The 13,762-nt window shown below is 54.6% G+C and carries 11 protein-coding genes; 8 read left to right on the plus strand and 3 right to left on the minus strand.

Annotated features, from left to right (window positions below):
* The first annotated feature begins 15 nt into the window (after window positions 1-15).
* From HUN04_12040 to HUN04_12065, 6 genes are all read left to right on the plus strand, one after another.
* Window positions 16-789, plus strand: coding sequence for an ABC transporter permease (locus HUN04_12040; GenBank protein ID WDP93268.1), 774 nt, complete (start codon window positions 16-18; stop codon window positions 787-789).
* Between the two features lie 44 nt (window positions 790-833).
* Window positions 834-2,450 (plus strand): ABC transporter ATP-binding protein, encoded by a 1,617-nt coding sequence (locus HUN04_12045; GenBank protein WDP90386.1) that lies wholly within the window; start codon window positions 834-836, stop codon window positions 2,448-2,450.
* 25 nt (window positions 2,451-2,475) lie between these two features.
* Window positions 2,476-4,062: an ABC transporter substrate-binding protein gene (locus HUN04_12050; GenBank protein WDP90387.1), complete on the plus strand. Its 1,587-nt coding sequence runs from the start codon at window positions 2,476-2,478 to the stop codon at window positions 4,060-4,062.
* A 147-nt stretch (window positions 4,063-4,209) separates the two neighbouring features.
* Entirely contained in the window at window positions 4,210-4,719 is a 510-nt protein-coding gene (locus HUN04_12055; protein WDP90388.1) for a MarR family transcriptional regulator, read from the plus strand.
* Between the two features lie 250 nt (window positions 4,720-4,969).
* On the plus strand, window positions 4,970-5,356 hold the full coding sequence (locus tag HUN04_12060) for a metal-dependent transcriptional regulator (protein WDP90389.1): 387 nt from the start codon (window positions 4,970-4,972) through the stop codon (window positions 5,354-5,356).
* Between the two features lie 172 nt (window positions 5,357-5,528).
* On the plus strand, window positions 5,529-6,140 hold the full coding sequence (locus tag HUN04_12065) for an amino acid transporter (GenBank protein WDP90390.1): 612 nt from the start codon (window positions 5,529-5,531) through the stop codon (window positions 6,138-6,140).
* Here HUN04_12065 and HUN04_12070 read toward each other — a convergent pair.
* The 3 genes from HUN04_12070 to HUN04_12080 are packed head-to-tail and all read right to left on the minus strand — an operon-like array spanning window position 6,114 to window position 9,668.
* The gene (locus HUN04_12070) at window positions 6,114-6,740 is read right to left on the minus strand and encodes a membrane integrity-associated transporter subunit PqiC (protein ID WDP90391.1); all 627 of its coding nucleotides are present in this window, start codon (window positions 6,738-6,740) and stop codon (window positions 6,114-6,116) included. The two genes, HUN04_12065 and HUN04_12070, sit on opposite strands and share 27 nt — an antisense overlap.
* Entirely contained in the window at window positions 6,740-8,392 is a 1,653-nt protein-coding gene (locus HUN04_12075; protein WDP90392.1) for an MCE family protein, read from the minus strand. The genes HUN04_12070 and HUN04_12075 overlap by 1 nt, the downstream gene beginning before the upstream one ends.
* A gap of 1 nt (window position 8,393) precedes the next feature.
* On the minus strand, window positions 8,394-9,668 hold the full coding sequence (locus HUN04_12080) for a paraquat-inducible protein A (protein ID WDP93269.1): 1,275 nt from the start codon (window positions 9,666-9,668) through the stop codon (window positions 8,394-8,396).
* Between the two features lie 107 nt (window positions 9,669-9,775).
* Here HUN04_12080 and HUN04_12085 point away from each other — a divergent pair, with 107 nt between their 5' ends.
* Both HUN04_12085 and HUN04_12090 read left to right on the plus strand, forming a co-directional pair.
* Window positions 9,776-10,048 carry a hypothetical protein gene (locus HUN04_12085; protein ID WDP90393.1) on the plus strand — a complete coding sequence of 91 codons (273 nt, stop codon included), beginning with the start codon at window positions 9,776-9,778 and terminating at the stop codon, window positions 10,046-10,048.
* Between the two features lie 174 nt (window positions 10,049-10,222).
* Window positions 10,223-13,762: a hypothetical protein gene (locus HUN04_12090; GenBank protein WDP90394.1), complete on the plus strand. Its 3,540-nt coding sequence runs from the start codon at window positions 10,223-10,225 to the stop codon at window positions 13,760-13,762.

Raw genomic sequence — 13,762 nt, forward strand, 5'->3', positions numbered from 1 at the left:
TCCGCCCGAATAGGTATGTGCATCGTCGCCTTCAATATCATTGTGGCTGTTTTTGCCCCTTTTGCGGCACCCTTTGGTGAAACCGACATCGTCGGTGAAGTCTGGGAACCCTTTTCCACCCAATTCTACCTGGGAACCGATCATATCGGAAGGGACCTGTTCACAAGGATGTTATACGGAGCCCGGAATACCATTGCCCTTGCATTTGCAACAACCATGCTTTCATTTGTATTCGGTTCGCTGCTGGGCTTCATCGCCGCCATAAAGGGCGGATGGATTGACCAGGCGATAAGCCGGACAATTGATATTATCATGGCGTTTCCCACATTAATTTTTGCCCTGATGATCTTATCTGTACTGGGCTCGTCCATACCGGTGCTGATTTTCACCATTGCCCTGCTGGACGCCACCCGGGTGTACCGGCTTTCACGGGCCGTGGCCATGGATATAGAAGTGATGGACTTTGTGGAAGCGGCCCGGCTGAGGGGGGAAGGGACCTGGTGGATCATGACCCAGGAAATCCTGCCCAATGCCCTGCCGCCGCTGGTGGCGGAATTCGGCCTCAGATTCTGTTTTGTTTTTTTATTCATCGCCTCATTAAGTTTTCTGGGCCTGGGGATTCAACCGCCCTATGCGGATTGGGGCGGCATGGTCCGGGAAAATGCAGGGGCCATCACCTTTGGTATTTTTATCCCGCTGATCCCGGCAGCGGCCATTGCATTTTTAACGGTGGGGGTCAATCTGATTGTAGACTGGTTTCTCCATCTCTCCAGCGGGCTTAATGATTAAGACGGCCGGCAATGTGAGTACACATTTAATATTGAGGATCATCCATGGACAAGCTGCTTGAAATAAAAAACCTTAGGATTGAAGGATTCTATGAAGGGCAATGGCAACCCATTGTCAGAAATATTAACCTGAATCTGAAACGGGGGGAGGTGCTGGGCCTCATCGGAGAATCCGGTGCGGGCAAGTCCACCATCGGCCTGGCCGCCATGGGGTACACCCGGCAGGGGTGCCGGCTGGCTTCAGGCGCCATTAATCTTGAAGGAGAAGAACTTTTCGGCGCCTCCAAGGAGAGCCTGCGCACCATCCGGGGATCCAAGATTGCCTATGTGGCCCAGAGTGCGGCCGCCTCCTTCAACCCCTCCCACAGGATCATCCGCCAATATGCCGAGGCCCCGGTCCACCACGGGCTGATGGGATATAATGAAGCCCAGAAGGAAGCCGTTGAAATTTACCGCCGCCTCTTCCTGCCGAATCCTGAAAAAATAGGATTCCGCTATCCCCACGAACTGTCCGGGGGCCAGCTTCAGCGGGCCATGGTGGCCATGTCCATGTCCTGCAAACCGGATATCATCGTATTTGACGAACCCACCACCGCACTGGATGTCACCACCCAGATCGAAGTGCTGGCGGCAGTCAAAGAAATTACGGAAAAAATGAACAAGGCGGCCCTTTACATCACCCATGATCTCGCCGTTGTGGCCCAGGTGGCTCACAGGATCATGGTCCTGCGGAACGGCCGGCTGGTTGAAGAGGGGGAAACCCGCGCCTTGATCCAATCACCTAAAGAAAAATACACCCGCCAATTGCTGAATGTCAGGCAGCTGAGAGAGGAAAAAGAGGCCTGCGAACGCACCGACGCCTTACTCAGGGTCAAAGGGGTGACCGCCACATATACGGGCCGGACCAATGTGCTCGAAAATATTGATCTTACCGTCCGGGAAGGAAAAACCGTTGCACTGGTGGGCGAATCCGGCAGCGGTAAAAGTACCCTGGCAAGGGTCATCACCGGACTTCTGCCCGCCACCGCCGGCGAGATCGAATTTTTAGGGAAACGCCTCCCCAGGGAACTGGCCAGCCGTAAAAAAGAGGATTTGCGGAAAATGCAGATGGTTTATCAGATGCCGGATACGGCATTGAACCCGAGGCACACCGTAAAAAAAGTCATCGGACGCCCCCTTGCATTCTATTTCGGCCTCAAAGGGAAGGCGGCTGAGGCAAGAATCCGCGAACTTCTGGAAAAGATAGAACTGGATCCCGACCTTTACATGGACCGCCTGACCACCGAGCTGTCCGGCGGAGAGAAGCAGAGAGTCTGCATTGCCCGGGCCCTGGCCGCCGAGCCGGACCTGATCATCTGCGATGAAGTCACCTCCGCTTTGGACCAACTGGTTGCCGAAGGCATACTGGACCTTCTCCAGGATCTGCAGAATAAGACAAATGTTTCCTATTTGTTCATCACCCATGATCTGGCTACGGTTAAGGCCATTGCAGACAAGATTGTCATCATGCTTAAAGGCCGGATCATCGAACAGGGGGAAAAGAAAAAGGTGCTGGCACCGCCCCACCACGAATACACGGACAAACTTCTGGCCTCGGTGCCCAAAATGGATCCGGACTGGCTGGATAATCTTCTGGAAGAACGTTCCGCCTCATTTATTTAAGCGCTATAGACCAAGGAGAATAAATATGCAGGACCTAAACAAATTCACCCAAATGTTTGAACAAAAAAAGATCACCCGGCGCCAGTTTGTCACCCAATTATCCGCCCTGGGCATTTCTGCGGCACTGATACCGTCATTTTTATCCGGAAAGGCCTTGGCCGCAGTCCCCAAACAGGGGGGGCATTTTAAAATGGGCATGGGCGGCGGCCACACCACAGACACCCTGAACACGGCCCTGTTAGCCGACCAGGTTGAAATGAGTACGGATTACGCCCTGCGGAACAACCTGGTGGAAGTCGACCGGAATGGCCATGCCGTTCCGGAACTGGCCGAAAGCTGGGATGTCACCCCGGATGCGATCCACTGGACCTTTAAACTGAGAAAAGATGTTGAATTCCACAACGGGAAAACCATGGATTCAGATGATGTGATCTTTTCCATCCGCCACCACATGGGCAAGGATTCCAAGTCAGGGGCCAAGGGCGTTCTGGAACAAATCCAGGATATCAAAAAAGATGGAAAGGATACGGTGGTCTTTACCCTTAAAAGCGGGAATGCCGATTTCCCCTATGTATTAAACGACTACCACCTGACCATTGTACCGGCAGGCACCGCCGGAGAGGAATGGGAAAAGGGCATCGGTACGGGCGGCTATATTCTGGAGGTCTGGGAGCCCGGGGTTAAAACCCTGTTGAAGCGGAACCCTAATTATTTTAAATCCGGCAGGGCCCATTTCGATTCCGTTGAAATCATTACCATTGCCGATGCCAATGCCCGGACAAACGCCCTGAGGACCGGCCAGATTGATTATATGAACCGGGTTGAACTCAAGACCGCCCATCTGTTCAAACGGACCCCCGGCGTAAATGTCCTCAGGGTGGACGGCGGATTTCACTACACCCTTCCCATGCACACGGATGTGGCGCCCTTCAATAACAATGACGTCCGGCTGGCACTCAAGTATGCCATTGACCGGGAGGCCATGGTAAAAAATGTGCTGAGGGGCTACGGTTCCGTCGGCAACGACCACCCCATATCAAAACTTAATAAATACCATGCCTCGGATATTCCCCAGCGGCAGTATGACCCTGACAAGGCAAAATTTCACCTGAAAAAAGCAGGGCTTTCAACCAATGCATTTGATCTGTATACCTCCGAACTCAGCGGATTCATGGATCAGGCAACCCTGTTCAGCGAAAGCGCCAAAAAGGCAGGCATCGCCATTCATATCAAAAAAGAGCCGGAAGACGGCTATTGGAGCAATGTCTGGCTTAAGAAGCCCTTCTGCAACTGCTACTGGGGGGCCCGTCCCACGGCGGACATGGTGTTTTCCGTGGCCTATTCCGGGGATGCAAAATGGAATGACACCCATTTGAAAAACCAACGGTTCGACCATCTTCTGTCAGAGGCCAGATCTGAACTGGATGAAGCAAAACGCAAAGCCATGTACAGGGAATGCCAGCAGATCGTCAGAGACGAAGGGGGTACCATTGTTCCGCTGTTCAAAGACTATGTCGAAGCCGCCGCAAAAAAAGTAAAGCACGAGCCGCTTTCCGGCCTTTGGGAGACCGATTCCCACAGAGCCATTGAAAGATGGTGGTTTGACGCCTGATTTCCATATTGGCAACCGGCCAGGGAAACGCCAACGGGTGCCTTCCCGGCCGGCCCGCACAAAATCGCCCAATAAAAATACAGTTTTTCCAATTCGTAAATAATGATATAAAATGAACTTTAACATCAACAAGAATGGAAAGAGTTCATGCCACAAAAAACATTGAATGAGGAACGTTGTCAGAACCTGTTGATATCAATCAGAAAAATCATTCAGGCCGTTGATATCCACTCCAGAAAACTTAACAAAAAATTTGGTATGACAGGACCGCAGCTCATTGTTCTCCATGAGATTTCCTTAAACGGCCAGATTTCTATCACCCCATTGTCCCGGGCAACCAGTTTAAGCCAGGCAACGGTTACCGATATTACAAAACGGCTCGAAACCAGGGGGTATATCGCCCGGAAAAAGAGAGAGGACGACAAAAGGGCTGTCAGCTTATTCCTCACGGACAAAGGAAAAGAAATTATAAAAAACCTGCCGCCACTGCTGCAGGAAACATTCACCGACCGGTTTTCAAAACTCGAAAATTGGGAACAATTGATGATCATGAGCGCCTTTGAACGTGTTGTGAGCCTGATGGCTGCCGAAGAGATCGAAGCCTCCCCGATTTTGGTGACCGGCCCCATTCAGAATACACCTCCCGCCACCCCCTAAATCGATCCTGCTGCGCCCGCCCAATCCCTTTTAATTCCTGGGAAACCCTATGCCAAGGTACCAGGATCAATTTTGGTCAAATGATCATTATTTTTCTTGACATGCCCCGGGAGAAGAAATATGGTTTAATCAAAAGCGTATAACCATGCCATATCCAGCCCCCTGGAACCGGCGGTAGGGCGGTTAAAATGGACTGAATAAGCTTCCAGAAGACCCGCACAAACCGGAATAAGAAAAATGGAGATTCAATGTGACAAAAGAACTTGAACTTTCCGAAAGCCTTGAAGACTATCTTGAAACCATACTGGAACTGCAGGTTACAAATACCGTTGCCCGGTCAAAAGACATTGCCGCAAAACTGGATATAAAAAGGGGATCCGTCACCGGGATGCTCAAAAAACTGGAGGCCCGGAACTTAATTAATTATGAACCCTACGGATTCGTTACGCTCACCCCTGAAGGGGAAAAAATCGCAAAAGAAATCACAACCCGCCATAACGTGTTCAAGCATTTTCTATTTAAATATGTGGAATTAGATGAAACCGCCGCAGATGAAACCGCATGCAGAATGGAACATGCCATGAGCCATGCCACCTTTACGAAATTCAAGGCCTTTGTTAAACAACTGGATGCCTGAACCGCCGGGCCTCTCCTTGAACGGGACCGGACCAGCCAGTACCGATATGCTCTCCCCCCTGGCCATAATAATTACCAAAACTAATATTGTATAAAAAACATTAATTTTACTTCTCAGGCAGTTTGATCTATCTTTCCGGGAAATTAATAAACACTAACAATAAGGAAAAACAATGCTGCCGGTTTATATTCAGGGAATGGGAACAGGGGCGGGACTGATTATTGCCATCGGGGCGCAGAACGCCTTTGTCCTGAGCCAGGGGGTCAGAAAGAACCATTATCTGGTGATCCCTTTGATCTGCGCCCTCTGTGATGCGGTGCTCATCGGCGCCGGTGTGACGGGCATGGGACGCCTGCTTGAGTCCAGTCCGCTGTTTTCAAAAATCGCAGGGATCGGCGGAGCCGCCTTTCTCTTTCTCTACGGGGCCAGGGCCTTTGCCTCGGCAGCCAGGGGGAGCAGCCTTGACACCAACAGTTCCGGGGCCACCTCATTGAAGGCGGTCGTCCTGACCACCCTTGCCGTCACCCTGCTCAACCCCCATGTCTACATCGACACGGTGCTGCTGCTGGGAAGCATTGCCGGCCAGTTCCAGGCCCCGGGGCACCTTGTCTTCGGGGCGGGGGCAGTTACCGCATCCTTTTTATGGTTTTTTACCCTGAGTATCGGGGCCGGATTTCTGGCCCCCTTGTTTCAAAAAAGAATGTCCTGGCGGATTCTGGATTCCTGCGTGGGATTCATCATGTGGGCCATTGCCCTTTCACTGGCCCGGGGACTGGCCGCCTGATGCGGCCCGGATAAGGCCATGGGCAATATCGTCTCCCATTAATTCCACAGCCCGGCCCTGGGCGGCAACATAGGCCCCCACCCCATCCCCGGCCACAGCCTGGGAATGGGCAAACTTCCGGTTAAGGCAGGAGCGATCCCTTTCCACATCCTTAATATGCCACAGGGCTTCAAAAATCGCGTTGTTTCCCCGGTATTCAAACCGGAGAAGGGTCACATCCACCCGGAACCGGGGCCGCCTGGACCTTTCCCAGGGATAGAGTACCACCCTTGGGGTGTGAAGCCGGGCGGACAGATACCCCAGCAAAGACTCCCGGACCTGCCGGCTTAGGGGGGAAGCCCAGCGGTGGAATTCATTGATACGGATCCCGTTTTCACCGCTCCCCGTCACAATTTCGGGGCGGTCCAGGTATCCCGGAAGCGCCACGGAGCCGATGCCCACGGAAAAGTCCTCACCAGCTTCCAGGGTTTCATTCCAGCTCCCCGGCCCTTCCAGCCGGTAAAAGGAGGACCGGGGAGAGACCCCGCCGCAACCGGCCATCCCCATGAGACAGACGGCCAGGCAGATGGGCCCCAGCCCCCGTGCCAAAAACGATTTCATTATTGACCTTCCTTTCCCCTGAGCAGGGATTCCGGATGTTGTTCCAATTCTTCGGCAAGGGCCCTCACCGCCTTTGCCGCTTCAGCCAGTTCCGCCAGGGTCCGCTGAAGATCGGCCACCACGGCGGCATCCTTTGCCAGGACCCCGCCCACCCCGTCCAGGGTCTGCCGGGCCTGGACCAGGGCCGGGGGCAGTTCCGAGGAAAGGCTGTCCGCCAGGATGCCGATCTTTTGAAGGGCCAGATTAAAGGAGTTGACCGCACCGGTGGTATCCCCGGACCCCGCCAGGGCGGTGACGGTATCCCCGGCTTTTTTAACACTTTGGACCGCCCCGATGAGTTGACGGCTTATTTCAGCCACGGGAAGCTTCTCAAGCTTTACCAGCACTGCAGAAAGGTGGCTGGTCAGGGCCTCCAGGGATCCCGCCACAGTGGGTATTTCCAGAATATCCCCGTGGTCAAGAATTTGGGCCGGCGCCGCGTTTTCAAAGAAGTCCAGGGCCAGGTAAAGCTTACCCGTCAGCAGGTTGCCCGTTCTCAGCTGCCCCCGCATCCCGTGGCGGACAAGTATCTCCAGGATATCCTCTGCCTCCGGCATTTCTTTGCCCGGGGAGACCTGGGCCAGCCGTTCCTCTTCTATTTCAATGCGCACAGGCACCAGCACCTGGTTCTTTTTCGAATCGAATTCAATACTGATATCAGCCACCCGCCCCACCACAAAGCCCCTGAACTCCACAGGCGCCCCGATGTCCAGCCCTCGGACGGAATGGGAAAATTTAAGCAGATAGGGTATTTTCCGGGAAAATTGTTTGGCCATGGCCGCCTCCCGGGAGGAATGCAGGGAGAACACTGTGCCTGCAGGCACAGGCGGACCGGGTGTTTCTGCATCCGGGTTGGCCAGCACGATCCCGCCCAGCAGGATGGAGACCAGGGATTCTGTATTTATTTTCAGGCCGTTGGCTCCCAGGTCCATATCCAGCCCCGATGCAGACCAGAACCGGGATGCCCGGGTGACCATCCCATCGTGGGGGGCGTTGATAAAGACCTGGACATCAACCCCTTTCCCGCCGGTTTCAAGACCGTATCCCGTCACCTGCCCCACCTTCACCCCCCTGAAATAAACCGGTGATCCGTAATCCAGGGAATCCAGTTCCCCGGCCTTCAGGGTAAAAAGAGATCCCCGGGAATCCCGGGTGACCAGGGGGGGGATTTCCAGCCCTTTAAACTCGCTTTTGGGCCGTCCTTCCCGGCCCGGTTCAATGGCAATATACGCCCCTGAGAGCAGGGTGCTCAACCCACTCACCGTGGTGCCCGAAAGCCGGGGCCGGACCACCCAGAACCGGGTCTGGTCGGTGAGGTAGCCTTCGGCCTCCCGGTCCAGGTCCACGGTGACCCGGACACCGTTGAGCCCGGGGGTAAGGCGGACGGCCCTGACCTTGCCCATATCCACGTCCTTGTATTTCACCCGGGTCTTTCCGGCCTCAATCCCCTCTGCCGACTCAAAACTGATCACAGCCACCGGGCCTTTTTCCTTAACGGCCTTGTACACCAGGCCGGCACCGACCACCAGGGCCACAATGGGCACAATCCACACCAGGGAAATCTCTTTTTTCCGGCTCACGGCCGCCCTGGGAAGGGAGGAACTCTCTTTCATCTCATATCCTTGGGTTTTCCCCGGGATCCCCATATTGCCAGATCAGCCGGGAGTCAAAACTTTCAGCCGCAACCATGGTGATCACCACCACTGCGGCAAAATAAACAGCGCCCGGACCGGCCGCCACCGAGGCAAGGGGGGAGAGCCGGACCAGGGCCGCCAATACCGTGACCACATAGACATCCACCATGGACCAGCGCCCCACCGCTTCGGTGAACCGGTAGAGCCGGGTCCGATCCCCGGGCTTCCACCGGGACCTGAACTGCACCGACAACAAAAGATAAATCAAGATCAACAGCTTCAGCATGGGGATGAGTATGCTGGCCGTAAAAATAATCAGGGCAATATGCCATGAGCCGGACAGCATGAAATAAATAACGCCGCTCATGATGGTATCCGCCTGCTCGGCCCCCAGCGTCCGGGTAATGGTGACGGGCAGGATATTTGCCGGCACATAAAAGACAACGGCCGCCAGGACCAGGGCCCAGGTCCGCTGGAGACTCAAGGGTTTTACCGCACGGAGCCGGGCCCCGCACCTGGGACATCTGCCGGATTCCCCTGACGGCGCCAGGGGCGTCGTCAATGCGCAGCAATGGCAGGCGGTCAATGCCCCCCCCCAGGGCTCCGGAACCTTTTGCCGGGGCAGCCGCTGCCAGACATCCTCCGGATTTAATCCGGAAAAGGCCGCCGCCACAACCACGATCAGCCCCACAAAGGCCCATAAGCCGGGGCCGGCCACAATATCGGCCATCTTGGCCAATTTAATCATGGCCACGAGAATGGCCAGCATATACACCTCGATCATCCCCCAGGGTTTCAAGCGTACCAGGAGCCTGAAGACCGGTGCGGTATGACGGGCCGCCCTGCCGGCTGCAGCGGGCACCATCAGATAGGCCAACCCTGCCAGTTGCGCCAGGGGCACCGCCACACAGGTGGCCAGCACCAGAACGGCAAGCCCTGCAAATCCCTGGCGGTAAAGTTCGACAATCCCGGTCAAAAGGCAGGTCTCCCGGATCTGGCCCTCAAGCCTAAGGGAAAGAAAGGGAAAGGCATTGGCAATGCAAAAGAGAACCAGCCCGGCCAGGGCCAGGGCCAGGGTCCTCTGGACGGTATCCCCGCGGTGACCGGCGAGCCTTGCATCACAGCGGCAGCAGCGGGCAGCCGCCCCAAAGGGCAGGTCAGGAATCGCCTGGGCCATCCCGCAGTCCGGGCAGGCAGCCACAGCAACCGGCCTGTCTGCCCCCGTATTCCCCAATGATTTCGACAAAGTCGCCATCGGATGAATATAGCGGAAACCCGGTCCTTGCATCAAACAAAATTTATTCCCCGCCCCCTTTCAGGGAAAATTTCCATGTGATAGCCTATGGCTCAACAGGAGGAATTATGAAAGAAGATTTATCACGGTTCACGGGAAAAGAGGTGGTGGTGGATACCCGCTCCAACTGGGTCTACCTGGGAATTCTGGACCGGGTCACGGAAAGTTCCCTGGTACTGACCGATGCCGATGCCCACGACATCACCGATACCGAGGTATCAAAGGAACGGTATATCTACGACAGCCGGACCGGTGGCATCAAGGCCAACCGTGACCGGGTCCATATCAGCCTGGACTATATAGTGGGTTTTTCTGCCCTGGGGGATATCAAAGCCTTCTGAGACCGGGACGAAAACACCTTCCCCCAACCTGCCAGGGCCTCAAAATCATTGACAATGCCCTTGAAGGTCCCCTATAAGCATTTAATACGTTTCAGCGCAATTGTTCCTAAATCCAACAGATGCTGGCGGCTTGATGCGGACCGCAACTGACACCTGAACTCAAAGGAGACCTGTATGCAGAAACCTGTTTTTCCCCTTTATATTCTGCCGCTTCTTTTTTTCTTCTTTTCTTTTTTTTCACCCCCCGCTCTGAATGCGGGTATCCATTATTCTTCCAAAGAACTCATGGCCCAAGGGATCAGGTACGTGAGCGTCAGCACCCAGTGGAAAAGCGAACTTGATTTTCACAATAAACGCCTAACCCAAATCAAGACGATGAGGGCCAGTGATGCCCAGAAACAATTTCTCTATGACCGGGAGATGGCCCGCCATGGGAAGCGGAATCACGACCTTGCCGGGCAGCGAAACGAAATCCAGGAGGTATTGATCAAAGAGGCCAATGCCCGGGTGCAGGGCAGCCAGGGAAAGGCCTCAAGCCAGCTCAAGGATACGGCCGGCACCAAATTCGGTGAAAAAGGCCACCGGGGAATGGCCGGTGACCGGGATATGGGAGGCGGATCCAATACCGCGGAAAAGGTCAAAGACGTGCTCAGGGAAATGGGGCTGTATAACCCGGATCCCAGTAAAAAATCCATTGTACCGGTGGAATCCAAGGCCGGCACCCTGGAAATCAAAGGAGAATTTGACCTGACCATCAACAAAGAGGGAATGGCCCCCAGGGCCGGGACCCAGTACCACCAGATCCAGGTTGAGGTGGATGCCCGTAACCCGGAAACCTATGTCTCGGAATCCATGAAGATCCGGAAGGACGGAAAACTGGTAAAACAGCAGGTGGGTACTGAATATGTGGAGATTCAGGACCACAGAAAAAAAGCCTCAAAAGGTCTTGCCGCAGATGGAGAGGGGCTGGTCAGGGAGCCTTCAAAGATGCAGGGCATGGCCAAGGGCACCAAAAAGACCCTGGACATGGGTCGGGTGGATGGGGATACCCTGGAAAAAATCCTCAGGCAGAACGGCATTAAAGAGAGCCCGGCAGAGTTTAAGCGCAGGCTCCAGGCGGTAAAGGAGGGAAAGATATCCATTGGCGATGCCGGACAGGCCGAGCGCATGCGGCGGGTGAGCGAAGATGTATTTGCCGCAGCAGAGCAGACAGTCTTCCGCCAGGCCAAAAAAGATATTGTGGATTTAAGGGCCAAAGCCGCATCCATGTCCCCTGATGACCCGGTCCGCCTTAAGATCGAAGAGGAAATCGTTGATACGGTGACCAAGATGAAGCAGACCCGGGCCGCCAACGAAGAATTTTTATCCGCAAAAAAAATGCAGAACAACAAGGCAGTGGTCAAGGAGATCCCGCCGCCCCAAAAAAAGATCACCCCCGAGGCCATAGATGTTGAAATCCGGCAGATGGAACTGTCCCGGCCGGCTTCTGTAAAGCAGAAGGCTGCCAAAGCCTTTGGGGCAATCATGCAGATCGCCGATATCGGCCAGACCTGCCAGACCGTGGAAGATTATGTGGCAGGTAAAATCCCCCTCACGGATGCCGCCCTGACCATTGCGGACCAGTATGTGACCCAGGGGGCCATTGGCACGGGAAAGCACATTGCACAGACTTCACAGGATTATATGGATGCCCGGGACAAAATAGCCATGGCCAACCGGAACAATATGGCCGCCTATCTGACCCGGTGGGAGCTTGGGTTCAGACGGGCCGGCATGCCTGCAGATAAGGCCAGGGCCTACGTCTCCAATGCCATGCTGTCAGGAGATCTCACCCTTCTGGACAGAAAGGCAAACCTTCTGAGGGCTGAAGGCCGGCAGGTTGAGGCCCCTGTCCTGGTGACGGAAACCTTTGAGGCAGACGATACCCTGTGGGAAAGAACAAAGGCCACGGGAAAGGGAATGGCCACGGGAATATATGACGGTGCGGTCTATTCCATAAACGCCCCGGGACGCATGGTAGATGCCTGGGCTGAAGGAGAACTCAAAGAGGCACACCTGGCGGCCTATACCCGGGAGCAGGATGCCGGGAGCCGGTCCACCCTTTTTCAGAAGCTGATCAGTGCCGGGGTCCCTTCCCAAAAAGCCCTGGCCGCCATAAACGCCCATGAAAATAATGACCTAGCCCCCTTGCGCGCCTTATTCAGAGAGACCAGGGAAAGGATCAAGGCAGAAGAGGAGGCGGCCAGGAAAGAGGCCCAAGCGGCTGAAACTTATATCCAGGACCAGGCCGCAAGGCTTGAAAAAGGGCTGCACCAGTACGGGGTTTACCTGGAATTTCTAAAATCAACCCCCCTGATCCTGAACCGGGAGCCCTCTCCCATTGAAATTCCCAGCGAAGGGGAATCTGTGGTGGTTGAATTTTCCATGGACAATCCCCAGGACAATTTCCTGATGGTGGCCGGTTCCATGGAAAATCTGTTCCAGAATATCACGGGGACTCCGGCCAAAGTCATAGTGGACTATAATTTCGGCATTCCAGGCAAACCCGGAGCAACACCCAATATCTGGTACACCAAAAGCCCCAAAACCGCCGGTATCTATCCTGTGCCGGCCAGGGTGGATGTCAAAATCAAGGGCCCGGGACCTGACAGTCCCCTGGCGGCCCTGGCCCATGACTTTACCCGCCCGGTATATGAGAATGTGGAAGTGGTGGCGGCAGGCGGGGATGCAGATTACACCAAAGGCATCTGGCCGGAACTGAGAAAAACCACAGTCACGGACATGGCAGGGAAAATCACCAGGACCAAAGGGGCGGCCCGGGTGATCGATTATGACTGGGAAGCCAACACCGGCACCACGGACAAGGAATGGGGACATGTCACCATAAAAATGAGCGCCGATGGCAGACGCATTGAAGAAGTGGTGGCCGAAACCTTTTACGACTGGGAAAGCAGAAACAAGTTCAAGGAACTTGTGATACTCAAAAATTTTGTCCTCTATTCACTGGATAAAGAAACATTGACCCAGCCCACCCATGCCTACTATGTCATGGACGATGACAACAAGGACATCTACGGAACCTACCAGAAGGCAGAATTCGATCGTAAGAAAGGCACCTATAGGACCTATGGCACCCCCCAGGTACTTGGGGATGCCAGGGCCAGCAATTCCAAGGTGGTGGTCCACATGCCTCCCCCCCGGATCCACTTCAGGATGAGCCAGGAGATTCAAGAACAAAAATGGGCCAGGGAAAAAGAGGTCAGGGCCCAGAAAAAAGCGGCTCAGAAGGCCCGGAAAAAGGCGGCTTCAGGCGGGTCCTATTTTGAAGGCCCCATGGGAGAAGAAGAGGGGTTCACAGGTAAAATCAAGATTCGCATCGGCAAGGACCAGACATCTGTGGACGGAGAATTCAAATGCACACAGATTAAAACCCGTGGAAGCGAATCCCGCAAGGCTGTTCTTGAAGGGACATTTCAAGGGGCCTTTAATCCGGAAACCGGCGCCCTTGAGACCAAGCTGACCAACGGGAATATGTGGTTTTTTAAAAAAGTGGACGGCAAATGGTATCCTGGCGGTCCCCCCCAGGGCATGTCCACCAAGACCCGGGTCCTTGGAAAAATGGAAAACAACCAGATCAACGGATATATTGACAACGGCAAGGCAAAGGCATTCCACTGGACCGCCCTGCCAACACCACCCGGGGAGGGAAAATAA

The sequence above is a fragment of the Desulfobacter sp. genome, assembly GCA_028768525.1.
Taxonomy (GTDB): domain Bacteria; phylum Desulfobacterota; class Desulfobacteria; order Desulfobacterales; family Desulfobacteraceae; genus Desulfobacter.